The sequence below is a fragment of the Nesterenkonia xinjiangensis genome (genome assembly GCF_013410745.1).
Classification (GTDB): Bacteria; Actinomycetota; Actinomycetes; order Actinomycetales; family Micrococcaceae; genus Nesterenkonia; species Nesterenkonia xinjiangensis.
Map to the genome: position 1 here is coordinate 1,210,584 of NZ_JACCFY010000001.1, position 25,391 is coordinate 1,235,974.

General features: G+C 69.6%; 21 protein-coding genes. 12 read left to right on the plus strand and 9 right to left on the minus strand.

Annotation, left to right across the window (positions count from 1 at the left end; genetic code table 11):
• Nucleotides 1-42 precede the first annotated feature (42 nt).
• Nucleotides 43-792 carry an NUDIX domain-containing protein gene (locus tag HNR09_RS05655; RefSeq protein ID WP_179541155.1) on the minus strand — a complete coding sequence of 250 codons (750 nt, stop codon included), beginning with the start codon at nt 790-792 and terminating at the stop codon, nt 43-45.
• 7 nt (nt 793-799) lie between these two features.
• Nucleotides 800-1,594 carry an endonuclease III gene (gene nth / locus HNR09_RS05660; protein ID WP_179541156.1) on the minus strand — a complete coding sequence of 265 codons (795 nt, stop codon included), beginning with the start codon at nt 1,592-1,594 and terminating at the stop codon, nt 800-802.
• A 278-nt stretch (nt 1,595-1,872) separates the two neighbouring features.
• Between nth and acs the strand changes: the two genes are divergently transcribed.
• On the plus strand, nt 1,873-3,885 hold the full coding sequence (gene acs / locus HNR09_RS05665) for an acetate--CoA ligase (RefSeq protein ID WP_179541157.1): 2,013 nt from the start codon (nt 1,873-1,875) through the stop codon (nt 3,883-3,885).
• A gap of 180 nt (nt 3,886-4,065) precedes the next feature.
• Here the strand turns inward: acs and HNR09_RS05670 are convergent, their stop codons facing one another.
• Nucleotides 4,066-4,878: a rhamnogalacturonan acetylesterase gene (locus HNR09_RS05670; RefSeq protein WP_179541158.1), complete on the minus strand. Its 813-nt coding sequence runs from the start codon at nt 4,876-4,878 to the stop codon at nt 4,066-4,068.
• Between the two features lie 302 nt (nt 4,879-5,180).
• Here HNR09_RS05670 and aroQ point away from each other — a divergent pair, with 302 nt between their 5' ends.
• On the plus strand, nt 5,181-5,666 hold the full coding sequence (gene aroQ / locus HNR09_RS05675) for a type II 3-dehydroquinate dehydratase (RefSeq protein WP_179541159.1): 486 nt from the start codon (nt 5,181-5,183) through the stop codon (nt 5,664-5,666).
• 7 nt (nt 5,667-5,673) lie between these two features.
• Here the strand turns inward: aroQ and HNR09_RS05680 are convergent, their stop codons facing one another.
• Nucleotides 5,674-6,852 carry a MarP family serine protease gene (locus HNR09_RS05680; protein ID WP_179541160.1) on the minus strand — a complete coding sequence of 393 codons (1,179 nt, stop codon included), beginning with the start codon at nt 6,850-6,852 and terminating at the stop codon, nt 5,674-5,676.
• A 183-nt stretch (nt 6,853-7,035) separates the two neighbouring features.
• Here HNR09_RS05680 and HNR09_RS05685 point away from each other — a divergent pair, with 183 nt between their 5' ends.
• Nucleotides 7,036-7,713, plus strand: coding sequence for a Crp/Fnr family transcriptional regulator (locus HNR09_RS05685; protein ID WP_179541161.1), 678 nt, complete (start codon nt 7,036-7,038; stop codon nt 7,711-7,713).
• 111 nt (nt 7,714-7,824) lie between these two features.
• Here HNR09_RS05685 and HNR09_RS05690 read toward each other — a convergent pair whose 3' ends face one another.
• Both HNR09_RS05690 and sp36 read right to left on the minus strand, forming a co-directional pair.
• The gene (locus HNR09_RS05690; protein WP_179541162.1) at nt 7,825-8,298 is read right to left on the minus strand and encodes a RidA family protein; all 474 of its coding nucleotides are present in this window, start codon (nt 8,296-8,298) and stop codon (nt 7,825-7,827) included.
• 13 nt (nt 8,299-8,311) lie between these two features.
• A complete protein-coding gene (gene sp36 / locus HNR09_RS05695) occupies nt 8,312-8,479 on the minus strand; it encodes a Sp36 family protein (RefSeq protein WP_179541163.1) in 168 nt (55 codons plus the stop codon).
• A gap of 66 nt (nt 8,480-8,545) precedes the next feature.
• On the opposite strand from sp36, the gene HNR09_RS05700 reads away from it, so the two are divergent.
• The 4 genes from HNR09_RS05700 to HNR09_RS05715 all read left to right on the plus strand — a co-directional run bounded on the left by HNR09_RS05700 (nt 8,546) and on the right by HNR09_RS05715 (nt 16,248).
• The gene (locus tag HNR09_RS05700) at nt 8,546-10,813 is read left to right on the plus strand and encodes a transglycosylase domain-containing protein (RefSeq protein ID WP_179541164.1); all 2,268 of its coding nucleotides are present in this window, start codon (nt 8,546-8,548) and stop codon (nt 10,811-10,813) included.
• Nucleotides 10,814-10,827: 14 nt separating this feature from the next.
• The gene (locus HNR09_RS05705) at nt 10,828-11,781 is read left to right on the plus strand and encodes a metallophosphoesterase (RefSeq protein ID WP_179541165.1); all 954 of its coding nucleotides are present in this window, start codon (nt 10,828-10,830) and stop codon (nt 11,779-11,781) included.
• 485 nt (nt 11,782-12,266) lie between these two features.
• The gene (locus tag HNR09_RS05710; protein WP_179541166.1) at nt 12,267-14,285 is read left to right on the plus strand and encodes an ABC transporter ATP-binding protein; all 2,019 of its coding nucleotides are present in this window, start codon (nt 12,267-12,269) and stop codon (nt 14,283-14,285) included.
• Between the two features lie 184 nt (nt 14,286-14,469).
• Complete coding sequence (locus HNR09_RS05715; protein ID WP_179543035.1) at nt 14,470-16,248, plus strand: ABC transporter ATP-binding protein; 1,779 nt, start codon at nt 14,470-14,472, stop codon at nt 16,246-16,248.
• A 110-nt stretch (nt 16,249-16,358) separates the two neighbouring features.
• On the opposite strand, the gene HNR09_RS05720 is transcribed toward HNR09_RS05715, so the two are convergent.
• A complete protein-coding gene (locus HNR09_RS05720; protein WP_179541167.1) occupies nt 16,359-16,718 on the minus strand; it encodes a sterol carrier family protein in 360 nt (119 codons plus the stop codon).
• Between the two features lie 46 nt (nt 16,719-16,764).
• Nucleotides 16,765-17,847, minus strand: a complete 1,083-nt coding sequence (locus tag HNR09_RS05725; protein WP_179541168.1) for an asparaginase — start codon at nt 17,845-17,847, stop codon at nt 16,765-16,767.
• Nucleotides 17,848-17,896: 49 nt separating this feature from the next.
• Here HNR09_RS05725 and purD point away from each other — a divergent pair, with 49 nt between their 5' ends.
• From purD to purM, 4 genes are all read left to right on the plus strand, one after another.
• The gene (purD, locus tag HNR09_RS05730; RefSeq protein WP_179541169.1) at nt 17,897-20,107 is read left to right on the plus strand and encodes a phosphoribosylamine--glycine ligase; all 2,211 of its coding nucleotides are present in this window, start codon (nt 17,897-17,899) and stop codon (nt 20,105-20,107) included.
• Nucleotides 20,108-20,174: 67 nt separating this feature from the next.
• Nucleotides 20,175-20,489, plus strand: a complete 315-nt coding sequence (locus HNR09_RS05735; protein ID WP_179541170.1) for a hypothetical protein — start codon at nt 20,175-20,177, stop codon at nt 20,487-20,489.
• Nucleotides 20,476-22,044, plus strand: a complete 1,569-nt coding sequence (purF, locus tag HNR09_RS05740; RefSeq protein ID WP_179541171.1) for an amidophosphoribosyltransferase — start codon at nt 20,476-20,478, stop codon at nt 22,042-22,044. The genes HNR09_RS05735 and purF overlap by 14 nt, the downstream gene beginning before the upstream one ends.
• On the plus strand, nt 22,041-23,198 hold the full coding sequence (gene purM / locus HNR09_RS05745; protein ID WP_179541172.1) for a phosphoribosylformylglycinamidine cyclo-ligase: 1,158 nt from the start codon (nt 22,041-22,043) through the stop codon (nt 23,196-23,198). The genes purF and purM overlap by 4 nt, the downstream gene beginning before the upstream one ends.
• A 94-nt stretch (nt 23,199-23,292) precedes the next feature.
• Here the strand turns inward: purM and HNR09_RS05750 are convergent, their stop codons facing one another.
• On the minus strand, nt 23,293-23,748 hold the full coding sequence (locus HNR09_RS05750; RefSeq protein WP_179541173.1) for a hypothetical protein: 456 nt from the start codon (nt 23,746-23,748) through the stop codon (nt 23,293-23,295).
• 205 nt (nt 23,749-23,953) lie between these two features.
• Here HNR09_RS05750 and HNR09_RS05755 point away from each other — a divergent pair, with 205 nt between their 5' ends.
• The gene (locus HNR09_RS05755; RefSeq protein ID WP_179541174.1) at nt 23,954-25,369 is read left to right on the plus strand and encodes a sugar porter family MFS transporter; all 1,416 of its coding nucleotides are present in this window, start codon (nt 23,954-23,956) and stop codon (nt 25,367-25,369) included.
• Nucleotides 25,370-25,391: the final 22 nt, after the last annotated feature.

The window sequence follows — 25,391 nt, forward strand, 5'->3', positions numbered from 1 at the left end:
TGTGGAGGAACGGCACCTGCGGCGGCGGCCCCTGCCGGCAGATCAGAACAGCGGCTGGTACTCCCGCGGGTCCACGCTGGCCTCCTGGTCCCAGGGTTCCTCCCAGCCGAGCCGGCTGAGGATCCGGTCCAGCAGGATCCCGGTGAAGCCCCAGATCAGCGTGCCGCCTACCAGGAAGGCCGGAGCACGATGAGTGATCCCGTGGCGATGGATCACCGAGGTGCTGCGATTGACCGGGTCCACCAGCTGAGGCACCGGCACGCGGATCACCGCTTCCACCTCGCCGACCTGCGGGACCAGGACTCCCGTCTCCCGGACCACCCCGACCACCGGAGTGACCATGAATCCGCTGACCGGCACGGGAGCCGGCGGAAGCTGCCCGATGACCTCCACCCGTGAGGGCTCCAGGCCGATCTCCTCGTGGGCCTCCCGCAGCGCGGCGGCCGTCGGGTCAGCGTCGAAGGCCTCGACGGCTCCACCGGGGAACGCCACCTGCCCGGGGTGCTTGGCGAGGCTGCGGGAACGCTCGGTGACCAGCACGTAGGGTGGCGCGACGTCGCCGGCCCCCGCAGCCGCCGTCCCGGCACCACCGCTCGGCCCCAGACAGAAGAGCACCAGCACTGCCGCTTCCCGCCCCTCGCCGGGGAGCATCGCCGGCTCGGCCGGCGGCGTCGTGGCCGGCTCGGGTGTCCACCACCAGCCTCCCAGCTCGGCCACCTCCGGCCATTTCACGGCATATTCGCCCGCGGAGGCCACGAGCCGGCTCAGCTCATCGACCACCGACGCGTGCACACCAGACTCATGCACTGAGCGGATGCCCTTCATCACGCAGCTGCCGGCGGGTCCACCCGGCGCGCATCTTCTCCAGCAGCTCTTCCCTGCCAGGGGCGAGCTCATACTTCAGCAGCTCGCGGGCCGCCTGCGGCTCCACCTCGCCGACCCCGTAGGACGGGCACCATCGGGCGATGGGGCAGGCGCCGCAGGCCGGGCGTCGGGAATGGCAGACCCGGCGTCCGTGGAAGACCAGTCGGTGAGAGAGCATCGTCCAGTCCTTGGGCTCGAAGAGCTCGGCGACGTCACGCTCCACCTTGACCGGGTCCTCCTGGTCCGTCATCCCCAGACGGCGGGCCAGCCGCCCGAAGTGAGTGTCCACGGTCAGGCCTGGTGTGCCGAAGGCGTTGCCCAGCACCACGAACGCGGTCTTGCGGCCCACTCCGGGCAGCTTGACCAGGGCGTCCAGTCGGCCGGGCACCGTGCCGTCGTGCTCCTCCACCAGCGCCTGGGACAGGCCCAGCAGGGAACGGGCCTTGGCGCGGTAGAAGCCGGTCGGACGGATCAGCTCGGAGAGCTCCCGCTCATCGGCCACCGCCATGGCGTGGGCGTCGGGGAAGCGCGAGAACAACGACGGCGTCACCTGGTTCACCCGCACATCGGTGGTCTGGGCGGAGAGCACCGTGGCGACCAGCAGCTCGAAGGGGTTCTCGAAATCCAGCTCCGCCACGGCGTAGGGGTAGGTCTCGCCCAGCACCCGGTTGATCTTCCGCACGCGGCGAGTGGTCGCCAGCGGGGTCTCCTCGCGCATCATCGAGGCCATTCTACGGGTGCCTCGGCAGGCGCGAGGGAGCCGTCCGGGAAACCGCTCGTCGCAGAATACCTACCGCTCATCACGACCGCTCGTGAAAAACTCCAGGTCAGCATGCTGTGTGCTGTGTCATACGGTGAGTGACACCTCGCCCTGGGCGCCCGCCGCGCGGTATTGTGATCGGCGACACAGGAAGGTGTCGGACGGCGTCGCGCGCACCGGCCGACCCGGGGGTCACCGGGCGGCACACCGCGTTGCGACGCACCTGGAGCACCCTAGGAGGACAGCGCATGACCCCCACTCCCCCGGCAGACAACCAGCTGGACAGCATGCTCAAGGAGAACCGCTCGTTCCCGCCGAGCGAAGACTTCGCCGCGAACGCCGTGGCTACGGCAGACCGTTATGAGAAGGCACAGGCAGACCGTCTCGGATACTGGGCCGAGCAGGCACGCTCCGTGCTGAGCTGGGACACCGACTTCAGCGAGACCCTCGACTGGTCCGAGGCCCCCTTCGCGAAGTGGTTCGTCGGCGGCGAGGTCAATGCGGCCTACAACGCCGTGGACCGCCATGTGGAGGCCGGCGTCGGGGACCGCGTGGCGATCCACTTCGAAGGCGAGCCCGGCGACACGCGCTCCATCACCTACGCGGAGCTCAAAGATGACGTCTCCCGCGCGGCCAACGCCTTCGAGTCCCTCGGCGTGGCCAAGGGCGACCGAGTGGCCATCTACATGCCGATGATCCCCGAGACCATCGTGACCATGCTGGCCTGCGCCCGCATCGGCGCCATCCACTCGGTGGTCTTCGGCGGATTCTCCTCCGACGCGCTGCGCTCGCGCATCGACGACGCCGAGGCCAAGCTCGTGGTCACCGCCGACGGATCCTACCGCCGAGGCAAGCCCTCGACTCTGAAGCCGGCCGTGGACGAGGCCCTCGCCGCCCCCGGCCACACCGTGGAGAACGTGGTGGTGGTCCGCCGCAACGGCGAGGACACCGCGTTCCACGAGATCGACACCTGGTGGCATGATCTGGTGCCGCAGCAGTCGCCCGAGCACCACTACGTGCCCCACGACTCCGAGCACCCGCTGTTCATCCTCTACACCTCCGGCACCACCGGGAAGCCCAAGGGCATCCTGCACACCACCGGGGGCTACCTCACCCAGACCGCGGTGACCCACCGGGACAGCTTCGACCTGAAGCCGGAGACCGACGTCTACTGGTGCACCGCCGACGTCGGCTGGGTCACCGGGCACTCCTACATCGTCTACGGGCCGCTGATCAACGGCGCGACCCAGGTGGTCTACGAAGGCACCCCGGACTCTCCGCACAAGGGCCGACTCTGGGAGCTCGTGCAGAAGTACAGGGTCACCCAGTTCTACACCGCACCCACGTTGATCCGGACCTGCATGAAGTGGGGCCGGGAGATCCCCGACCAGTACGACCTCTCCAGCCTGCGGGTGCTCGGCACCGTGGGTGAGGCCATCAACCCCGAGGCCTGGATGTGGTACCGCGAGGTCATCGGGGCGAACAACGGCCCCGGGAACGCACCGAAGGAGCACCCCGCCCCGATCGTGGACACCTGGTGGCAGACGGAGACCGGTGCCCACATGATCGCCCCACTGCCGGGCGTGACCGCGACGAAGCCCGGCTCCGCCCAGGCAGGGGTGCCCGGCGTGGAGATCGGCGTCGTCGACGAGATGGGCACCCCGCTGGGCAGGGGCGAGGCCGGCCTGCTGGTCGTCAAGGAACCGTGGCCCGCCATGCTGCGCGGCATCTGGAAGAACCCGGAGCGGTACCAGGAGACCTACTGGTCACGGTTCGGGGACGTCTACTTCGCCGGTGACGGCGCCCGCACCGATGACGACGGGGACATCTGGCTGATGGGCCGGGTGGACGACGTCATGAACGTCTCCGGCCACCGACTCTCCACTACGGAGATCGAATCTGCGCTGGTCTCTCACGAGGCGGTGGCCGAGGCTGCCGTGGTGGGCGCGAAGGATGCCACCACCGGTGAGGCGGTGGTCGCGTTCGTCATCCTGCGCGGCGACGCCGAGGGCGGTGACCCCGCGCAGACGGAACAGGAGCTGCGCACCCACGTGGGCAAGGAGATCGGCCCGATCGCCAAGCCGCGCAATGTGCTGGTGGTCCCGGAGCTGCCGAAGACCCGCTCCGGGAAGATCATGCGTCGGCTGCTCAAGGACGTCGCCGAGGGCCGCGAGGCTGGTGACGCCTCCACATTGGCCGACCCGTCGGTGATGCTGCAGATCGCGGAGGACATGCGCGCCAAGCACGGCGCCGCTACCTGAGCCTCAGCTGCGAGGCTCGCGGAATGCGGGTCGCAGGGTCAGGGGCCGTGCTGCTCAGCCGCCGCGCGCGATGCGCACCGCAAGACTGAGCAGCGCGGCGGCGTCGGCCTGGGTGCCCGCGAGATGGGGTGCCGGCGGCGCATCAGGTGGACGGCGCGTCGGGCCGCCGTCGAGGTGAACTCACCGTCGTCGAAGACCGCCGGGCCCCACCGACAGAATGCGGGCATCCTCGAGGGGCCGCTCGGAGGGCCAGTGCAGCTCGTCCAGCGGATCGATCTCCTGCTCGAACCGGGTGAACCAGCTGCCGCCGACGATACCCTGCTCCATGAGCCCGCGGGCCACCAGCCGGGCGACCGCCAGTGCCCCGGCGGCCTGGAGGTGGGTGTCGTCCTGGGCCCCGTCCGGGTGCTGCGGGTGGCTCCCGGGGGCCAGATGCATGAAATGCTCCAGGGTTCCCTCGGGGCCGAGTTGCTGCCACAGCGCCTTCGAGGAGGCGGTGAGATCGATCAGCGGGACCTCCAGCGTCTCGGCGAGCTCCCGCATGGCACGCGGGTATGCGCCGTGGGTGTCACGGGCCCGGCCGGCGTCGTCGAAGCGTCGGCGCTCCACGGGAGTCACCAGCACCGGGGTGCCGCCCTGCTCGCAGGCACCGTCCACATATCGGGTCAGGTACTCCCGATACGTGGTGTCGGGGTTCGTGCCGCGATCTGGGTCCTCCGTCTTGGAGTCGTTGTGGCCGAAGGAGATGAGCAGCACGTCCCCGGGCTGCATGAGGTCCAGGACGACATCGAACTTGCCGGCATCGTGGAAGCTCTTGGACGAGGCCCCCGACCACGCGTAGTCGAAGGTCCGTGCACCTCGTCCCATGAGCAGCGGCAGCGCCTGGCCCCAGCCGGCCCGAGGTCGGATTGCGTGCTCGTACACCGAGGCTGTCGAATCTCCGACGACGAAGACCACCGGGCCGCGGCCCTCAGGAGGGTCGGTGGGGGACATGGTCGAGTCTCCTCTGCGAACTCAGCGGCGGCACCGGCGGCGACTCCGCACCGGGTCCGCGACGTACGCCACTGCCTGTGACGTCTCGACAAGCTATCGGGATTCGGCCGCGTATGGCAGAGGTCATGCTGGATGGGCACAGCATGAGTCGCGTCAGGACTCAACGGCGCCGTCAGGCTCACATCCCGCCAGCCGTTAGGCTGAGGGCACCGGGCTGGGCAGGGCCTCGTCCTGCTGACCGGCCCGGCGCCTGACCGTGCGCGCCTCCCGCTGCGCACGCCACCCTTGAAGAGGAGCCGAAGATGAGTGCAGAGACCAGCGCCTCCGCCGAGACCGGTGCCGCTTCCGGCGCCGGACGTCTGCTGATCGTCAACGGGCCGAACCTGAACCTGTTGGGCACCCGCGAGCCGGAGATCTACGGTGCCGAGACCCTCGAGGACATCCACGAGCTCTGCAGGACCTCCGCCGCGGAGCTCGGCTTCGCCGTCGACGTCGTGCAGTCCAACCATGAGGGCGAGCTGGTGGACGCGATCCAGGCAGCCCGCGGAACGGCCGCGGGCATCGTGATCAACCCGGCCGCCTACACACACACCTCGGTGGCCATCGCCGACGCGCTGCGGGCGGTGGGACTGCCCCTGGTGGAGGTGCACCTGTCCAACGTGCACGCCCGCGAGGAGTTCCGCCGCCACTCCTACGTCTCCCCTCTGGCGCAGGCCGTGATCGCCGGCGCCGGAGTGCGCGGCTACAGGTTCGCGATCGAGCTGCTGGCCACGACGCTCCGCCGCTGACCGGGGCTCAGCGCTCCACGCATTGCCCGGTGGAGACCGTCTCGGTGTAGGCGTCCGGGCCGGTCAGCACCTCGCCGGCCTCCTCTGCGGTGAGCGCGAAGCCGACCGAGCTGCCCTCCATCGCGCGGGCGAAGACCACTCCGACGACGTCGCCGTCGCCGTCGATCAGCGGCCCGCCGGAGTTGCCCTGCCGGACGTCGGCGTTGAGCTGGTAGATCTCCAGCGCGGCGGGGGCGCTGCCGTAGATGTTGTTGACCTGTGAGACGTCGCGGGCCTGGACCACTGCCGTCCCCGCCTGGAACGGACCTCCGGCGGGGTAGCCCATCACGAAGCCGGAGTCGCCGGCGTCGAGGGGATCGCCGACCTCCAGGGGCGCGGCGTCCACGGGGTCCACAGCGAGCAGCGCGAGGTCCTCGGAGGCGTCGAAGTGCACCACCCGGGCCGAGACCACCTGCCCGTCACGAAGCTCCACGGTCGGCTCCACCACACCTGCCACCACATGCGCGTTGGTCACCACGCGGGTGGGTGAGACGACGAAGCCGGAGCCGGACTGACTCAGCCCGCACTGGTCGGCGACGCCGGTGATCCTCGCCACCGACTGGGAGGCGCGCTCGGCGTCTCCGCTGAGGTCCTGCGCGTCCGGGGTCTCGTCGCTCTCGGGCACCAGGGTCTGGGTGAGCTCGGGGATGTCCGACTCCATGACCGTGCTGCGGATCTGTGCGATCCACGCCTCAGCGCGCTCGGGCATCACCGAGGTGATGCCCATCAGCACCGAGGACTGCCGCATGTGCTGGTTCACCTGGGGGAACCCCATGGCGCTGATGGAGAGCGAGAGCGCGGCGATGACGACCACGGCGACGACGGCGTTGAGCGCCCCGCCGATCAGTGATCCCAGGGTGCGCAGCGCCGGTGAGCGGAACATCCGCTGCACCTCGGCGCCCGCGGTGGTGCCGAGCGCGTGGCCGGCGACGACCAGTACGATCGCGGCGGCGATCACCGCGATGATGCGCCACAGCGGGTCGGGGACCCACCCGGCGACCAGGGGGATCGCGAAGAACGCGGCGACGGCTCCCACCAGGAACCCGGCGATGCCGCCGACGGTGATCCAGATTCCCTTGTGCAGGCCGGCGATCAGGAATCCGAGGAGCACGAGCACCAGGATCACATCGAGCAGGGTGACACCCATCTCTGGGCTCCTCTCAGCAGGGGCTGGGCGGCAGCCACCAGGATGACACACCGGCCTGACAGGGCCTGGATGCGCGCTCGGAGCCGCGCCGAGGCTATCCTGGACGTTTCCCAGTTCGCCCCTGACCTGATACTTTCTTACCAGCGAGAAAGCATGCATCTCGGAGAGGAAGAACGGAAGACCATGGATCTTGAAGTACTGCGTCGCGCACCTCTGTTCGCGACTGTCGACGACGACGTCTTCGCCGCGCTGACCGCGGAACTCTCCGAGGTGGACCTTGCGCGTGGGAGTTCCATCTTCCACGAGGGTGATCAGGGCGACCAGCTCTATTTCATCATCTCGGGCAAGATCAAGCTCGGCCGCACCACTCCGGACGGCCGCGAGAACCTGCTGGCCGTGCTCGGCCCGGGGGAGATCTTCGGCGAGATGGCGCTGTTCAACCCCGCACCGCGCACAGCCACTGCCACGGCCGTCTCCGAGACCCGCCTGGCGGGCCTGCGGCACGAGAGCCTGCGCGAGATCATCACCTCCACCCCGGAGGTCTCGGTGCAGCTGCTCCAGGCCCTGGCCAAGCGCCTGACCCGCACCAACGAGTCGCTGGCCGACCTGGTCTTCTCCGACGTGCCCGGCCGTGTGGCCAAGGCCCTGCTGGACCTGGCGGACCGTTTCGGACGTCCGGCTCCGGACGGCGTGCTCGTCGCCCATGAGCTCACCCAGGAGGAGCTGGCCCAGCTGGTCGGCGCCTCCCGGGAGACGGTGAACAAGGCGCTGGCCGAGTTCGTCCAGCGCGGTTGGCTGCGTCTGGAGGCACGCGCCGTCGTGATCCTCGACATCCAACGCATCCGCCAGCGCTCCCGCTGACCACAGCGCCGAGGCTGCCGACGAAGAAGGGGACCGGATGATTCCGGTCCCCTTCTTCGTGCCTGATGTGTCTTCGCCCCTGACGTGCATGCCTCAAGGGCTCAGGACGGTTCAGCGGAAGTGCGCGATGACGTCCACCTCGACCGGAGTGTCCAGCGGCAGGACGGCGACGCCGACGGCGCTGCGGGCATGCTGACCGAGGTCGCCGAATGCCTGCCCGAACAGCTCGGAGGCACCGTTGAGCACCTTGGGCTGCCCGGTGAAGCTCGGGTCCGAGGCCACGAAGCCTCCGACCTTCGCGATACGCGTGATGCGGTCGAGATCACCCACGGCGTGCTTGAGCGCCGCAAGGCAGTTCAACGCACACTGGCGGGCGAGGTCGTGGGCCTGCTCCGCGGTGACCTCAGCGCCGACCTTCCCGGTGAACGGCAGCTCGCCGTCCACCAGGGGCAGCTGGCCGGCGGTGTAGACCACACCGTCGGCGACGACGGCGGGCTGGTAGGCGGCCACGGGAGGGACCACCTCGGGGACTCTGAGTCCGAGGTCGGCCAGCCGGGCTTCCACAGTGCTGGTGGTCTCAGCCATGGGTCAGCTCCTCTCAGCCGTTCTTCGCACGCTTGAGATAGGCCACAGGCGCATTGCCGTCCGGACCGGGCAGCACGGTGACGAGCTCCCAGCCGTCCTCGCCCCACTGGTCCAGGATGGCCTTGGTGTTGTGGATGATGAGCGGAATGGTCGCGTATTCCCACTGGGTCACTGAAGTCATGCGTCCAGCCTATCCTCCAGCATCCGTCCAGGGACGGAATTGACCATCCCGGCTACCATGGAGCCTATGGCGCCACGTAAGTCTCCCCTCTTCGACACTGCCACCACACTCGGCAAGATCATGTCCTTCCTGGGTGTGAGTGCGCTGTGCGGTGTGCTGGCCGCGGGACTCATCTTCCCCCTGGCTGCGACCGGCGGTGCGGCAGCGACTGCCGGCTCGCAGATGCTGGAGGAGCTCCCGGCTGAACTGCTGGAGGAGCCCCTGAGCGTGCCCTCGAAGATCCTGGCCGAGGACGGCACGGAGCTTGCGCAGTTCTACGCCGAGAATCGCAAGCCGGTCGGCATCGAGGACATCTCCGGGCCGATGCGTGACGCGATCATCGCCATCGAGGACGAGCGCTTCTACGAACATGGTGGTGTGGACGCCCGCGGTCTGAGCCGCGCGATGGTCCACAACGTCACCTCGGACTCGCAGCAGGGCGCTTCCACGATCACCCAGCAGTACGTGAACAACGTGCTCATCAACGCGCAGTCGCTCCGCGGGGAACGCACCACCATCTCCGGTACGAAGACCTACGCGGACAAGCTGCGCGAGATGAAGCTCTCCGTCTCCATCGAGCAGGAGATGACCAAGGACGAGATCCTCGAGGGCTATCTGAACATCGTGCTCTTCGGCGGCCGCAACTACGGCGTCGAGGCCGCCGCCCAGGCCTACTGGAGCGTCCCCGCCGCCGAGCTGGACATCGCCCAGGCCGCCACGCTCGCAGGCCTGGTGCAGAACCCCAACGGCTATAACCCCCTGGTGAACCCGGACGCGGCGGAGAGCCGCCGCAACACCGTGCTCTCGGCGATGCTCCGCAACGACTACATCACCCAGGAGGAGTACGACGAGGCCGTCGAGTCCGACCTGGGCCTCGATCCCGACCCGGAGAACGCCGGGTGTTACCACGCCGAGATGGGCAACTACTTCTGCGACTACGTCGTGGAGGCCTACCTCAGCAACTCGGACATCGCCCCGACCCGCGAGGCGCGCCAGCAGCTGCTCGAGCGCGGCGGGCTGCAGATCACCACCACCCTGGATCCTGACGCCCAGGAAGTCGCCGAGGAGGAGACGCGGAACGCAGTCCCAGCCGGTGACCCCTCAGGTGCCGCGTCGTCGCTGGTGTCAGTGGAGCCGGGCACAGGCAACATCAAGACCATGGCGCAGAACTCCGAGTACGGACCCGAGGACGACGGCGGCGTGCTCGTCAACTACAGCTCCGACTTCACCTTCGGCGGCAGCCGGGGCTTCCAGGGAGGCTCGACGCTCAAGCCGTTCGTGGCCGCAGCCTGGCTGGAGGACGGCAACTCGATGTCCGACATGATCGATGCAGGGCACGGAGAGTATCCGGCCTACACCTCATGGGACGCCACCTGCCTGGACAACGGGATCGCACGCAACACCGACCCCTGGGACCCGGCGAACGTCATCCGCGACATGCACCGGGAGATGACGGTGGACTATGGCCTGTACTGGTCCATCAACACCGCCACCGTGGCGACCGCCCATGAGCTCGACCTGTGTGACATCACGGATCTGATGACCCGCGTGGGGTACCGCAACGCCTACGACGGCTCGGAGCTGAACCCCGCCAACCCGTCCTTCGTCCTGGGCGCCTACGACGTCTCCCCGCTGGTGCAGGCCAACGCCTATGCGACCCTGGCCAACGACGGCGAGTACTGCCGTCCGCGGGCGATCACCGAGATCACCGACACCAGCGGCAACACCTACGAAGTCCCGGAGGCGACCTGCGAGCAGGTCATCGATGAGGAGGTCGTGGCCGAACTCAACGAGACCCTGATCCGCATCGCCGAGGACCGGACCGCCGACGGCGACCCGGAGTTCCCCATGGCGGGCAAGACCGGTACGAACAACACGGAGACCTCGACCTGGTTCATCGGATACTCCCGAGGGCTCTCCACCGCCAGCTGGGTCGGCAACCCCGAAGGCTCCCATGAGAGGTACTCGCTGAACGGCCAGACCATCGGAGGCGTGCTCTTCGAGGACGTCTGGGGCTCGCTCATCGCCGGACCGCTGTGGCTGGACTACATGAACCGAGTGGCCCCGGACTACTCCACCGACGAGTTCCCCGAGCCGGAGGACTCCCCCTGGGAGAACCCGGAGTCCTCGGACCGCTACTCCTGGGAGAACGACGGACGGGAGACCGGTGGAGAAAGCTCAGACAGCGATGACGTCCCGGACGTGGACGACGGAGATGCCGGGGACGACGATGACGACTCGGACTCCGGCTCGGACTCTGACTCCGACTCGGATTCCGACTCGGACGACGACTGAGCAGGGCGCCGCTGATGAGCCCGTCGACGCCTGAGGCGACCCTGCCCTCCGCGCTGCGCGTTCTCAGCAGATTCGGCCCCGGCGCGGCCGCAGCCGGCGCCGTCCTCGGCGTCGGCCTGGCGGGCTATGCGAATCGAGTAGGCCTGACCCGGTTCACCACTCGGTACGAGCAGCTGGAGATCCTGCAGGCCGGCCGCGGGCCGCTGCGGATCCTCCACATCTCAGACATCCACTATGTGCCTGGGCAGCAGAAGAAGTTTGCCTGGCTGCAGTCGCTGGCGGACCTGCAGCCGGACCTGGTGGTCAACACCGGGGACAACCTCTCCCACCCGGATGCGGTGGACGAGGTGCTGGAGGCGCTGGGGCCGCTGCTCCGGTTCCCCGGGGTGTTCGTACCGGGTTCGAACGACTACTACGCGCCCCGGCTGAAGAACCCGCTGGCCTATCTGGTGGCTCCCTCACGGCACAGCGAGGACCGCCCGGAGCTGCCGTGGCGCCGACTCTTCGCCGGCTTCAACGCCTCGGGCTGGGTGAGTCTGCGCAATCGCCACCACGCGATGACGCTCGGCCCGCATGCGGTGCTGATGAGCGGAGTGGACGACCCGCACATCGATCGAGACAGCTTCGCCGGGTGGCCCCGCGGAGTGGCCTCGCACCGGTCACTGCGACTCGGGGTCGCGCACGCGCCGCTCTCACGGGTGCTCAGCCGCTTCGCCGACACCGGGGCGGATCTGATCCTCTCCGGGCACACCCATGGCGGCCAGGTCTGTCTGCCGGGGGGACGGGCGCTGACCACCAACTGTGACCTGCCGACCGCCCAGGCCAAAGGGCTCTCCACGGTCACCTCCGCCACCGGGCGCGACGTGCCGTTGCACGTCTCGGCCGGTATCGGCACCTCGGCCACCGCACCGGTGCGCTTCAACTGCCCGCCTGAGGCGACGGTGCTCGACCTCTTCCCCCAACGCTGATCTGCCCCGTCCTCCCCCGGCGCGCGAGGTTCCGGGAACGACGGCGTCGCAGGTCCGAGCGATGCGGAAGCGTCTGTCACCGTCCAGGAGTAGGATGTGTCACACGGGCACTCCTGACGCGCGCTTGTTCTGCGAGGAACGGGACCACGCGCGGATCGACGGGAATGGATACGACGTCGCCAGCGCTGGGAGAAGCACCGGCGACATCGACCTCGCGGCGCCGACCCAGGCCACAGGGTGCGACGCAAAAACGCTCGCGGCGTCGGCCTCCGCCGTGAGCCAGGACCGCCTGCTGCTGCGCCCACGGGCGCACCCGAGCGGACCGACCGTGACGCCGTCGTCCTTGCCGCCATGGAGCGCAGCCCGCCACGGGGACAGTGCTGCGCCGCTGAAGTCGCCCGCGCACCACAGCGCCCCAGTCCCAGGAATGCTCCGCACGCGGAGGGTTCCAACGCCGACCTCCGTAGACTAGGATCAGTTGCCCGATGCAACGACAATCACGAGACCTGGAATCTGAGAGTTCCACACGCCGCCGCACCCTCTGGCAGGCGCTGGGGCGCCTCAATCCATACCTGCAGGGCATCCGCCTGCGCTGGACCCTGGGCCTGCTCTCCGCAGTCGGAGCAGGCATCGTGGCACTCACCATCCCTCAGGTGCTGCAGGTGCTGGTGAACTCCGTGCTCGCCGAGGGAGCGGAGACCGCCGCCGTCTGGACGGCGGCCGGAGTCATCCTCGCCCTGGGCATGCTGGAGGCGTTCCTGTTCTTCCTGCGTCGGTTCTTCGTGCTGCCGCCGGCCTCCGACGCCGAGAGCGCCATGCGCACCCGACTCTTCGAGAAGCTGCAGCACCTGCCGGCCTCCTTCCACTCAGCCTGGGGTGCCGGCCAACTCCAGTCCCGCGCCATCGCAGACCTGAATCTGCTGCGCCGCTGGTTCGCCTTCGGCTCCATCATGTTCGTCTCCTCGGTGATCAGCGTGATCGTCGGGTTCGCCCTCATGATGCGGCTCTCCCCGCTGCTGACCGTGGTCTTCCTCGCCGCAGCGATCCCGATCATCGTCTACGGGCCCACGTTCCGCACCCGGTTCGTGCACTACTCCCGGCGCGCCCAGGACCAGGCGGGCGACGTCGCCACCTCGGTGGAGGAGTCGGTGCACGGCATCCGGGTGCTCAAGGCCTTCGGCCGCGGCGAGCATGCGCTGAAGGGCTTCGTCCGCCAGGCCGACCGGCTGCGCGGCACCGAGGTCGCCAAGGCACGCACCCTGGCCCGATTCCTGCTGGTGATGATCACCCTGCCGGAGACCGTGCTGGGCATCTGCCTGCTCATCGGCCTGTGGCAGGTCGCCCACGAGGACACCACCGGGGTCACCGTCGGCGCCCTCGCGGCGTTCTTCGCCACCGCAGCAGTGCTCAAAGGCCCCATCGAAGGTGTCGGCATGCTGCTGGGCATGACCTTCACCGCGAAGACCGCCATCGACCGGCATGCCGACGTGATGGACACGACGAACACCATCACCTCCCCGGCGGAGCCGATCCGCGCCCCGGAGCACGGCACACTGGAGCTCGACGACGTCCACTTCCGCTACCCGGACGCCAAGCCCCATGAGCGTGACCAGATCGACGGCGTCAGCCTGCGCATCGAGCACGGAGAGACCATGGCGCTGGTGTCCCACACCGGCGGCGGGACCTCCACACTGCTGAACCTCATCCCCCGGCTCTACGACGTCACCTCCGGCACGGTGCGGATCGACGGCGTCGACGTGCGAGACTTCGACCTGGCCGACCTGCGCTCGCGGATCGCCGTGGCCTTCGAGGACCCCACACTGTTCTCCTCCTCGGTGCGGGCCAACGTGCTGTTGGGAACCGCCCACGACCGTGACGAGGACGACCCGCAGCACCCCGACCGGGACGGCGCTCCTCGTCCGGATCAGCTCGAGGAGGTGCTGGCCCGCGCCCTGCGCACCGCCGACGCCGAGTTCGTCGAGGACCTGCCCGGCGGCGTCGACACCGCCATCGGCGAGGAAGGGCTCAGCCTCTCCGGCGGCCAGCGTCAGCGCCTCGCGCTGGCCCGCGCCATCGCCGCCGCACCCTCGGTGCTGCTGCTCGACGACCCGCTCTCCGCCCTGGACGTGCGGACAGAGGAACGCGTCACCCACCGACTGCGAGAGGTCCTCGAAGGCACCACCACCCTCATCGTGGCCCACCGCCCCTCCACGGTGGCGATGGCCGACAGAGTGGCGCTGCTCCATGAGGGTCGGATCGCCGACGTCGGCACCCACGACGAACTGCTGACCCGTTCCGCCCTGTACCGGGATGTGATGAGCACGAGCCCTGAAGCTGAGGAGATCATGGACTCGATCCCTGCCGAGCAGAGCGCGATCCCTGCCGAGCAGAGCGCGATCCCTGCCGAGCAGAGCGCGATCCCTGCCGAGCAGAGGACGGACGACACCGAGGCAGACACCACCGGTGACACCGGTTCCATGGAGGAGGTGAGCACCCGTGGCTGAGACCCCCCGGAACGGACGCCGCGGCCCCGCCCGCCGCAATGAGCAGGTGCCGGACTTCGACGTCGACCCCGTCGCCGCGACGACCCGCACCAGCGTGCCCGAGGCGATCCGCCATGGCAGCTTCTCCCCGTCAGACCCGCGCTTCGACCATCTGCGGGGAACCGCCGGTGAAGAACAGATCGACATGGACAAGGAGGAGCGGAAGTTCATCCGACGCCGCTCCTGGAAGCTGCTGGTCCACCTCTCCCGAGGGGTCCGGCTGAAGCTGCTGATCACCGCACTGTTCGTGATGGTCGCCCAGGCCGCACAGGCCGCCACCCCGCTGATCATCGCCTGGGCCATCGACTGGGGCCTGCCCCGGATGATTGACGGCCAGACCTCCGGGATGATCCTGCCCGGGGTCAGCTATGTGGCCGCGGCAGTGATCGCCGGGGTGCTGACCTGGGCCTACACCCGGATGACGGCCGAGGTGTCGCAGCAGATGCTGTTCACCCTCCGCGGCGAGGTCTTCCGCAAGACCCAGCATCTGAGCCTGGACTTCCACGAGGACTACACCTCCGGGAAGGTCATCTCCCGGCAGACCTCCGACCTGGAGTCCCTGCGCGAGCTGCTCGACCAGGGCATCAGCTCGCTGGTCTCCGGCCTCATGTTCATGTCCTTCACCGCGATCTCCATCGTCATCCTCGACTGGCGCTCCGGGCTTCTGCTGGTCGCCGCGGCGGTGCCGATCGTGTTTCTGGGCCGCTGGTACCAACGCCGCTCCGAGGTCGCCTATCGGCAGACCCGCATCTCCTCGGCGCGGATGATCGTCCACTTCGTGGAGACCATGACCGGCATCCGCGCCGTGCAGGCCTTCCGCCGCGAGACCTCCCGCTCCCGGCAGTACGACCGGCTGGCGAGGAACTACCGCAACGACATGGTCCGTTCCCTGGGGCTCTTCGGCATCCTGCAGCCCGCGCTGCTGGCGCTGGGCAACCTCACCGTGGCCGCGGTGCTCGTCTGGGGCGGGTTCCGCGTGCTGCAGGGCGATCTGGAGGTCGGGGTTCTCGTGGCCCTGCTGCTGGCCACCAAGCGCGTCTTCCAGCCGCTGGACATGATCGCCATGTTCTACAACGCGCTGCAGTCCGCCACCGCCGCCTTGGAGAAGGTCTCCGGGCTGCTGGAGGAGAAGCCCACGATCACCGAGGACCCGGAGCCGGAGCATCTCGACGAGTCCCGCGGCGAGGTGGAGTTCTCCCAGGCGGAGTTCCGCTACTCCGCAGAGGGCCCGGTGGTGCTGCACGAGATGGACCTGCACATCCCGGCCGGACAGACCGTCGCCGTCGTCGGGCGCACCGGGGCCGGCAAGTCCACTCTGGTCAAGCTGCTGGCCCGCTTCTACGACGTCACCGCAGGGTCCCTGACCCTCGACGGCGTCGACGTGCGGAAGCTCGCCGTGGCCGACCATCACCGGCACGTGGCCATGGTGACCCAGGAGGCCTTCCTGTTCTCGGGGACGATCACCGAGAACATCGCGCTCGGCCGTCCGGAGGCCCCGCAGGAGGAGGTCGTCGCCGCGGCTCGCGCAGTGGGCGCCCACGCGTTCATCATGGACCTGCCCGAAGGCTACGAGACCGACGTGAACAAGCGCGGCGGTCGGCTCTCCGCCGGTCAGCGGCAGCTGATCTCCTTCGCCCGGGCGTTCCTCGCCGACCCGGCGGTGCTGATCCTGGACGAGGCGACGTCGTCGCTGGACCTGCCCAGCGAGCAGCTGGTCCAGCAGGGCCTGCAGCGGCTGCTGGGCCACCGCACGGCGCTGATCATCGCGCACCGGCTCTCCACTGTGGCGATCGCCGACCGTGTGCTGGTGGTGGACGAGGGCCGCGTGGTGGAGGACGGCTCCCCGGCCGAACTCATCGCCGACGGCGGCTACTACGCCAAGCTGCACGCCGCGTGGGAGGCCACGATGGGTTCGCCCAACTGACGCCTGGGGAACCCTCGTCGAGATGGTGAGTTTCCGCCCGAACTGGGCCCGTCAGATGGCCATTCGGGCGGAAACGCACCATCTCAACGGGCTCAGGGAGCGGCTCAGACTCACACCAGGGGCAGCACCTCAGTCAGATCCGCGCGGATCCCGGAGGCCGATACCCGGCCGGCGGCACGCGCTTCGGACCATCTCAGCCGGCCGGTGGCCAGCTCCAGCCAGGTGCGGGCGTCCAGCTCCACCACGTTGGGCGGCGTGCCGCGGGTGTGCGTCGGACCCTCGAGGCACTGGGTGACCCCGAAGGGCGGCACCCGGACCTCCACCGAGTTCCCCGGCACCCGCTCCGCCAGCTCCTCCAGGAGATGGCGCACCGCCGTGGCCAGGGTGCGGCGGTCGACGTCCTCCGGCGATGCGGCCCAGCGATCCAGCGCGGAGGCGCCTGCCTCGGCGGTGATGCGTCGTCGTGCCATGTCAGCTCGTCTCCGTGATCTGATCTCCCCCGGGTCCAGCCCGTGCTCAGAGCCGCTCGAGCACCGTGTGGGACAGCCGGATGCTGCCCACCTGGGCGTCGTCGACCCCTCCGGTGATCGGACGGATGATCTTCTTGAGCACCGCCCCCAGAGAGTCGACGTCGATGACGTCATGGGCGGCGAGCAGGCTCAGCGCCACCAGGTTGTTGGCCCGCTGGCTGCCGTCCAGGGTCTTCACCGCCACCGTGGTGCCGTCCGGAGCACCGATGACCAGCACCCCTTCGGCGCCGAGCTTGGCGAGCAGCCCCAGCTCCTCCATCACCACGGTGTTGACCTCGCCGCGGCCGTGGACCGCCCACGGATAGTCGAGCATCGCCTGGGAGACGGTGAAGGCGTGGACCTCTGCGTCACGACGGGAGGTGGCGGAGGCGATCTTGGAGAATCCACGCGCCAGGCCGGTGAGGCTCATCGACGGCGCCGGGGCGCCGCAGCCGTCCGTGCCGATGACTCCAGGGGTCTCTTCGCAGTACTCCTCCAGCACGGCCATCACCGCCTGCTGCATGGGGTGCCGGGCCTCGGTATAGGTCGCCAGCCGCCAGCCCTGCGTGCGGGTGGCGGCGAGGAAGGCGGCGTGCTTGCCGGAGCAGTTGAACGCCAGCGGGGTCTTCTCCCGGCCGGCGGCGATGTGGTCCACCAGGTCCCGTTCCCGGGAGGGGTAGGCCGCCGGGCAGCGCAGGTGCGACTCGTCGAGCTTCTCCTCGGCGAGCACCCCTGCGGCGACCTCCTGGTGCCGGCGGGACCCGTTGTGGGAGCCGCAGGCCAGTGCTACGGCCTCCTGGGAGATCAGCGCACCGGAGCGAAGGGAGGCGATGGCCTGGAACGGCTTGAGCGTGGAGCGTGGGAAGATCGGCCGCTGCGGGGCGCCCAGGGACTCGAGCACGGTGCCATCGGGACCGAGCAGCACCGCTGAGCCGATGTGCCGCGATTCCACGGCCCCGGCCCGGGTCACCCAGGCCAGCTCTGCCGACTCTGCGGCGGCCGCGGTGTGCGGAGCCGGAGTGTCCGGAGCGGGGGCTGCGAGGGAGGCGGCGGATGCGGTGCGGGCGGTGCGGAGGTGGTCGGCGCTCATGCGGCCAGTCTAGGGCGGCGGAAGGCGCCATGCCGTAGGCTTGACGACCGTGAAGGTACTTGTTGTGGGGCCGGGAGGCCGCGAGCACGCCATTGTCCGAGCACTCCTGCGTGACGACTCCGTCACCGATGTCGAGGCGGCCCCGGGCAACGCCGGGATCGCGCAGGATGTCCCCTGCCACCCGGTGGACGCCTCCGACGGCGAGGCCGTCGCCCAGCTGGTCACCGACCACGGCTATGACCTCGTCGTCGTCGGCCCGGAGGCTCCGTTGGCCGCCGGAGTCGCCGACGCCGTCCGCGAGGCCGGGGTGCCGGTCTTCGGCCCTTCCGGCGCGGCCGCCCAGCTGGAGGCCTCGAAGGCCTTCGCCAAAGAGGTCATGGAGGCCGCTCACGTGCCCACCGCGGGCGCGGTGCACGCCACCGAACTCACCGCCGCCGAGGTCGGCCTGGACCGTTTCGGCGCTCCCTACGTGGTCAAGGACGACGGCCTGGCCGCCGGGAAGGGCGTGGTGGTCACCTCAGACCGCGACGCCGCCCTCGCCCACGCTCAGGCCTGCTTCGAGGCCGGCGGATCCGTGGTGATCGAGGAGTTCCTCGACGGTCCGGAGGTCTCGCTGTTCGTGCTCTCCGACGGCGAGCACCTGGTCCCGCTGAGCCCCGCCCAGGACTTCAAGCGCATCTTCGACGGCGACGCCGGCCCCAACACGGGCGGCATGGGCGCCTACACGCCGCTGGACTGGCTGACCGGCTACACCGAGACCCACGACGACGGCGCCACGCGCGACTTCGTGGCCACGGTGATGGACCGCGTCGCCCGCCCCACCGTGGCCGAGATGGCCCGCCGCGGAACCCCATTCGTCGGCGTGCTGTACTGCGGCCTGGCCGTGACCTCCCGCGGGGTGCGCGTGGTGGAGTTCAACGTGCGCTTCGGGGACCCCGAGACCCAGGCCGTGCTCGAACGGCTCGCCACCCCGCTGGGCCGGCTGCTGCTGGACTGCGCCACCGGCTCGCTGGGGGCGGACCGCGAGCTGGACTGGCGTGACGGCTACGCGGTCGACGTCGTCATGGCCGCCGAGAACTACCCGGACGCCCCGCGCAAGGGCGATGTCATCTCCGGCCTGGACGCCGCGGAGGACCTCGACGGCGTGGCCGTGCTGCACGCCGGCACGGGCCGGGACGAGCAGGGGCGGCTGCTCTCCGCCGGCGGGCGTGTCCTGGCCGTGGTCGGCACCGGCTCCACGCTGGCCGAGGCCGTGCAGCGCTCCTACGCGGGCGTGGACCGCATCGGCTGGCAGGGCGCCCAGCACCGCACCGACATCGCCGCCAAGGCTCTGGCCGGGGACATCCGTGTGCACGCCCAGCTGCCCGGCTGGACCCACGCCGTCTCCGGGAAGGTCCGGGACCTCTACCGCCCCGCCCCCGGCTCCGCCTGGGACGGGCAGGACGTGGTGCTGGTGGTCGCCAGCGACCGGATCAGCGCCTACGACCACGTGCTCTCCACCCCCATTCCGGACAAGGGCCGCGTGCTCACCCAGCTGAGCCTGTGGTGGTTCGAACGGTTGCGCGAGGCCGGAGTGGCCACCCATGTGGTCTCCACCGAGGTGCCCCAGGCGGTGGCCGGCCGGGCGATGATCTGCCGCGATCTCCAGATGGTCGAGGCCGAATGCATCGCCCGCGGCTACCTCACCGGCTCTGGGCTGGCCGAGTACCGTGGATCCGGCACCGTCACCGGCATCCCATTGCCCGAGGGGCTCACCGACGGCTCCCGTCTCCCGGAGCCGATCTTCACCCCCTCGTCCAAGGCCGAGCAGGGCGGACACGACGTCAACATCAGCTTCGCGGAGCTCTCTGCGTCGGTCGGCGAGGAGCTGGCCGACCAGCTGCGCGAGGCCACGCTGCGGGTCTACCGCCTGGCCGAGCAGACCTGCCGCGAGGCCGGCGTCGTCCTGGCTGACACCAAGCTGGAGTTCGGCCACGACCGCGCCACCGGCGAGCTGGTGCTCGGCGACGAGGTGCTGACCCCTGACTCCTCCCGGTTCTGGCCGGCCGAGTCCTGGGAGCCGGGCACGGCCCAGCCCTCCTTCGACAAGCAGTTCGTGCGGGACTGGCTGACCTCGTCCGCCTCCGGCTGGGAGCGCGGCTCGGGCATCGCCCCGCCGGCGCTGCCCGAGGACGTCGTCGCCGCCACCCGCGAGCGCTACCTGGACGCCTACCGGCGGATCACCGGCGAGGAGCTGGGGCAGCGGACCTCCGGCGCCTGAGCACGCCGGACCGACCGCAGCCCGCGCGCGTTCTTCCGCCCCGTGCAGAGCCAGTAGACTGGAGTCCATGTCCTCCAGCGAGCAGCACCGTCGGGTGATGGTCCGCCCCACACCCCGGCTCGTCCCGTTCCTCGTGGCCGGTGTGGTCGTGGCGTTCGTGGCCGCCGTCGTCGTGGTCCTGGTGTCCGGCTCGGCGGAGGACTACACCGTGGCCGGGAACATCGGCTATCTGACCTTTGCGCTCTCCCTGCCGGGTCTGGCGCTTGCCGCCCTGTCCTGGCTGCTCCTCGAGCGCCGTTCGCGCCGGCTGACTCGCACGTATCGCGCAGTCCCCGCTGACCCCGCCCCCTCCGAGAGGACCGACGAGAATGGCCCGCGCTGACGGTCGCCTGAACTTCAATCTGCTCGACGACGACGCCGCCCCGCAGGACGAATGCGGCGTCTTCGGTGTCTGGGCCCCCGGCGAGGAGGTCGCGAAGCTCGCCTACTACGGCCTCTACGCCCTCCAGCACCGTGGACAGGAATCGGCCGGCATCGCCGCCTCCGACGGCAGCAGCATCCGCATCTACAAGGACATCGGCCTGGTCTCCCAGGTGTTCGACGAGTCCACCCTCACCGCTCTGAACGGCCACATCGCCCTCGGTCACTGCCGCTACTCCACCACCGGAGGCGGGCAGTGGTCCAACGGCCAGCCGACCCTCGGAGAGACCCCGCACGGCACCGTGGCCCTCGGACACAACGGCAACCTGACCAACTCCGCGGAGCTCTACGACAGGCTCGTGGAGCGCAACGGCGGGGTGACGCCGTCGTTCGGCGAGCTCGCCCAGGGCAACACCACCGACACCGCGCTGGTGACCGCACTGCTGAAGGACGAGGAGGGCGACAGTCTCGAGGAGCAGGCGATGGCGCTGCTCCCCACGCTGAAAGGTGCGTTCTGCCTGGTGTTCATGACCGAGAACACCCTCTACGCGGCGCGCGACCCGCAGGGCGTGCGCCCGCTGGTGCTGGGCCGGCTGGAGCGCGGCTGGGTGGTCGCCTCGGAGCAGTCGGCGCTGGCCACCGTGGGCGCCTCGGTCATCCGTGAGATCGAGCCCGGCGAGTTCATCGCCATCGACGCCGACGGCGTCCGTTCCCAGCGATTCGCCGCTGAGAAGCCGGCCCGTTGCGTCTTCGAGTACGTCTACCTGGCCCGGCCGGACGCCAACATCAACGGCCGCTCGGTCTATGAGTCCCGGGTCGAGATGGGACGCCAGCTGGCCCGGGAGGACACCCACGACGCCGAGATCGTCATCCCGGTGCCGGAGTCCGGGACGCCGGCCGCGGTGGGATACGCCGAGGCCTCCGGCCTGCCCTTCGCCCAGGGCTTCATCAAGAACGCCTATGTCGGACGCACCTTCATCCAGCCCTCACAGACGCTGCGCCAGCTGGGCATCCGGCTGAAGCTCAACGTGCAGGAGCATGTGGTGCGGGACAAGCGGGTGGTGGTGGTGGACGATTCGATCGTGCGCGGCAACACGCAGCGGGCGATCGTGCGCATGCTCAAGGAGGCGGGCGCGAAGGAGGTCCATGTGAAGATCTCCTCCCCGCCGATCAAATGGCCGTGCTTCTACGGGATCGACTTCGCCACCCGGGCAGAGCTGATCGCCAACGGAGCCAGCATGGACGAGATCCGGCAGGCCGTGGGGGCCGACTCGCTGTCCTACATCTCGGAGGCGGGCATGATCGCCGCCACCGAGCAGCCCCGCTCCACGCTGTGCACCGCCTGCTTCTCGGGCGAGTATCCGATCGAGCTGCCGCCGTCGAACCGTCGCGGCAAGCTGCTGCTAGAGCAGCCGGAGCTGCCGGGCATGGACCCCTCCGCAGCCTCTGCGTGCGAGCCGGGTCCGGATGCAGAGTTCGACATCGACGACCAGTCCCTTGCGGAGGCCACTTCATGACCGATCAGCCGGCACCGATCACCTATGCATCCTCCGGGGTCGACGTCGAGGCGGGAGACCGCGCCGTCGAGCTGATGAAGGCTCATATCGAGGCGACACACACGCCCGCCGTGATGGGCGGCGTCGGCGGTTTCGCGGGACTCTACGACGCGTCGGCGCTGAAGGCGCTGCCGCGGCCGCTGCTGGCCACCTCCACCGACGGGGTGGGCACCAAGGTCGCGATCGCCCAGGCGATGGACGTCCACGACACGATCGGCTTCGACCTGGTCGGCATGGTGGTCGACGACATCGTGGTCATGGGTGCCGAGCCGCTGTTCATGACCGACTACATCGCCACCGGCAAGGTGGAGCCGGCGCGCATCGCCGCCGTGGTCTCCGGGATCGCGAAGGCCTGTGCGGAGGCCGGCACCGCGCTGGTGGGCGGGGAGACCGCTGAGCATCCGGGCCTGCTGGCCGAGGATGAGTACGACGTCGCCGGGGCCGCCACCGGCGTGGTGGACGCCTCTGCAGTGCTGGGCCCGGAGCGGGTCCGCGCCGGAGACGTGGTGATCGGCATGGCCTCCTCTGGCATCCATTCCAACGGATACTCTCTGGTGCGCCGCGTGGTGTCCTCAGCCGGCTGGGGCTACGAGCGCGAGGTGCCCGAGTTCGGACGCACGCTGGGCGAGGAGCTGCTGGAGCCGACCCGCCTGTACACCACGCCCTGCCTGGACCTGGTGAAGGCGCTCAACGGCGACCCGGCTCAGGGCGAGCTGCCCGCGGACCTGCCGGTGCGCGGGTTCAGCCACGTCACCGGTGGCGGCCTGGCCGCGAACCTGGCCCGGGTGCTGCCGGCCGGCCTGATGGCGACGGTGGAGCGCTCCACCTGGTCCTGGCCGGCCGTGTTCTCCGTGGTGGCCGAGCTGGGGCGCGTGCCCCAGGCGGACTTGGAGCGCACCCTGAACCTGGGTGTGGGGATGGTGACCGTGGTGGCCCCGGAGAAGGCCGTCGAGGCCCTCACGCAGCTGAGCGCCTCGGGCCAGACGGCCTGGGTGATGGGCGAGGTCACCGAGTACTCCCCCGAGGACGTCGCTGGTGCCGGCGAGGACTTCGTCCAGGGCGCCAAGGGCGTCGACGGCGGCGGCGTGCTGCTCACCGGCGCCTACGCCTCCTGATCACCCCCCACCCCCCATCGAGTGGGGGAATCCACGACAGCTAAGCCGCTCGTGAGGCGATTTAGCTGTAGTGGATTCCCCCACTCGATGCGTGTCAGCGGGACTGGCCCGCCGTAAACCTCGCGACGCGCTCCTGGGCCTCGAGGCGGCGGGCCTCGGCGAGACGCTCGTAGACGCCGTCGTCGACGTTGCCCCGGTAGACCGCGTAGAACACCAGGGTCAGGACGTAGAACACCGTGACACCCGGCAAGGACAACCAGCGATCCCAGCCGTCGAGGGGCCCGCTGGTGGCGCGGCTCAGGAACGCGATGAGCTGCGCCGAGGCGATGAACAGACACGCCCCCACCTGAAACTTCACCTGTCCCGGTGAGACCGCGGCCGTGCCCAGGCCCCACCGGCGCCAGCCGCTCAGCCCGAGCCGGGCGGCGTCGTGCTCGGAGAGCCGGTGCCGCACCTCCTGCGGGGTCAGACGGGCCCCGGTGTGATTCAGTTCGACCATGACCAACCTCTCCCCGTCGTCGACGACGCCGACCCTCGCCGTGGGATCCATGGCGCCCTTGCTGTCACGCGTCAGCCTATCGGTGAGGGCAGGTCATGACCAGGGGTCGCCCTCATCGCCCTCGCCGCACCGTGGACTTCCTCCCGCGTGAGGCCTAAAGTGACATGCACCACGTCACCTGCGGCCTGCTCGGCAGCCTCGCCGCTCGACAGCGCCACGCCGGTGACCGCCGCATCCCGAGGCGCAGGAGGGCGACATGAGTGACACCCGGCAGATCCCCGAGTCATTCCACACCGGCCAGGCCCTTCTCCTCGCCTCCGTGGCAGCGCTGGGCGGCTTCCTGTTCGGATTCGACACAGCGGTTGTCAACGGGACGGTCACCGCGGTCCGTGAGGGATTCGGACTCAGCGCCGGGTTGACCGGCTTCGTGGTGTCCTCGGCCCTGCTGGGCTGCGTGGTGGGCGCGTTCACCGCAGGCCGCCTGGCGGATCGCATCGGCCGCGTCCGGGTCATGCTGATCGCCGCCTCGCTGTTCCTGGTCAGTGCGGTCGGCTGCACCTTCGCCGTCGGCGCCGCAGACCTGATCGTCTGGCGGGTCATCGGCGGCCTCGGCGTCGGCACCGCCTCGGTGATCGCCCCCGCCTACATTGCCGAGATCTCCCCGGCGCAGATCCGTGGCCGCCTCGGCTCCATGCAGCAGCTGGCCATCGTCACCGGGATCTTTGTGGCCCTGCTGTGCAACGCGTGGCTCGCCGGGCTCTCCGGAGGAGCCGCGGAGCAGCTATGGTTCGGGCTGGAGACCTGGCGCTGGATGTTCTTCGCCGAGGTGGTGCCGGCGCTGGCCTACGGCGCGTTCGCCCTGATGATCCCCGAGTCGCCGCGATTCCTCGTGAAGAAGGGTTCACCGGCCAAGGCGCGCGAAGTCCTCAGCCGGGTGCTCGAGACCGGCATCGACCAGCGGATCGAGGAGATCCGACAGTCCCTGGGCACCGAGGCCCGCACCCGCCTGAAGCACCTGCGCGGCCCGGCACTCGGTCTCCTGCCGATCGTCTGGGTGGGCATCCTGCTCTCCACGTTCCAGCAGTTCGTGGGCATCAACGTGATCTTCTACTACTCCTCCACCCTGTGGCAGGCGGTCGGCTTCACCGAAGCCGATGCGCTCGCACAGACCGTCATCACCGGCGTGACCAACATCGTGGTCACCATCATCGCGATCGCCCTGGTGGACAAGATCGGTCGTCGTCGGCTGCTGATGATCGGCTCCACCGGCATGACGCTCACCCTGGGCCTGCTGGCATGGATCTTCGCCACCGCTCCGGTGGTGGAGGCAGCCGACGGAACGCTCACCCCGCAGCTGACCGACACCGGCGGAGTCGTGGCCCTGCTGGCCGCCAACGGGTTCGTGGTCTTCTTCGGCATGTCCTGGGGCCCGGCGGTGTGGGTGCTGCTGGGCGAGATGTTCAACAACCGGATCCGCGCCACTGCGCTCGGCATCGCCGCGGCCGCCCAGTGGATGGCCAACTTCACCATCTCCACCACCTTCCCAGCCCTAGCTGACATGAGCCTCGGCGTCGCCTACGGCTTCTACACCACCTGTGCGGCGATCTCCCTGTTCTTCGTCATCAGGTTCGTCCCGGAGACCAAGGGCAAGCAGCTCGAAGACATGGAGTAGCTCGTGCACCCAAACACCCCTC

Bases quoted from the DNA above. Each gene is read 5' to 3' on its own strand.
- nth (WP_179541156.1), bottom strand. From the start codon at position 1,594: ATGGCCTCGATGATGCGCGAGGAGACCCCGCTGGCGACCACTCGCCGC.
- acs (WP_179541157.1), top strand. From the start codon at position 1,873: ATGACCCCCACTCCCCCGGCAGACAACCAGCTGGACAGCATGCTCAAG.
- HNR09_RS05670 (WP_179541158.1), bottom strand. From the start codon at position 4,878: ATGTCCCCCACCGACCCTCCTGAGGGCCGCGGCCCGGTGGTCTTCGTC.
- aroQ (WP_179541159.1), top strand. From the start codon at position 5,181: ATGAGTGCAGAGACCAGCGCCTCCGCCGAGACCGGTGCCGCTTCCGGC.
- HNR09_RS05680 (WP_179541160.1), bottom strand. From the start codon at position 6,852: ATGGGTGTCACCCTGCTCGATGTGATCCTGGTGCTCGTGCTCCTCGGA.
- HNR09_RS05685 (WP_179541161.1), top strand. From the start codon at position 7,036: ATGGATCTTGAAGTACTGCGTCGCGCACCTCTGTTCGCGACTGTCGAC.
- HNR09_RS05690 (WP_179541162.1), bottom strand. From the start codon at position 8,298: ATGGCTGAGACCACCAGCACTGTGGAAGCCCGGCTGGCCGACCTCGGA.
- sp36 (WP_179541163.1), bottom strand. From the start codon at position 8,479: ATGACTTCAGTGACCCAGTGGGAATACGCGACCATTCCGCTCATCATC.
- HNR09_RS05700 (WP_179541164.1), top strand. From the start codon at position 8,546: ATGGCGCCACGTAAGTCTCCCCTCTTCGACACTGCCACCACACTCGGC.
- HNR09_RS05705 (WP_179541165.1), top strand. From the start codon at position 10,828: ATGAGCCCGTCGACGCCTGAGGCGACCCTGCCCTCCGCGCTGCGCGTT.
- HNR09_RS05710 (WP_179541166.1), top strand. From the start codon at position 12,267: ATGCAACGACAATCACGAGACCTGGAATCTGAGAGTTCCACACGCCGC.
- HNR09_RS05715 (WP_179543035.1), top strand. From the start codon at position 14,470: ATGGACAAGGAGGAGCGGAAGTTCATCCGACGCCGCTCCTGGAAGCTG.
- HNR09_RS05720 (WP_179541167.1), bottom strand. From the start codon at position 16,718: ATGGCACGACGACGCATCACCGCCGAGGCAGGCGCCTCCGCGCTGGAT.
- HNR09_RS05725 (WP_179541168.1), bottom strand. From the start codon at position 17,847: ATGAGCGCCGACCACCTCCGCACCGCCCGCACCGCATCCGCCGCCTCC.
- HNR09_RS05735 (WP_179541170.1), top strand. From the start codon at position 20,175: ATGTCCTCCAGCGAGCAGCACCGTCGGGTGATGGTCCGCCCCACACCC.
- purF (WP_179541171.1), top strand. From the start codon at position 20,476: ATGGCCCGCGCTGACGGTCGCCTGAACTTCAATCTGCTCGACGACGAC.
- purM (WP_179541172.1), top strand. From the start codon at position 22,041: ATGACCGATCAGCCGGCACCGATCACCTATGCATCCTCCGGGGTCGAC.
- HNR09_RS05750 (WP_179541173.1), bottom strand. From the start codon at position 23,748: ATGGATCCCACGGCGAGGGTCGGCGTCGTCGACGACGGGGAGAGGTTG.
- HNR09_RS05755 (WP_179541174.1), top strand. From the start codon at position 23,954: ATGAGTGACACCCGGCAGATCCCCGAGTCATTCCACACCGGCCAGGCC.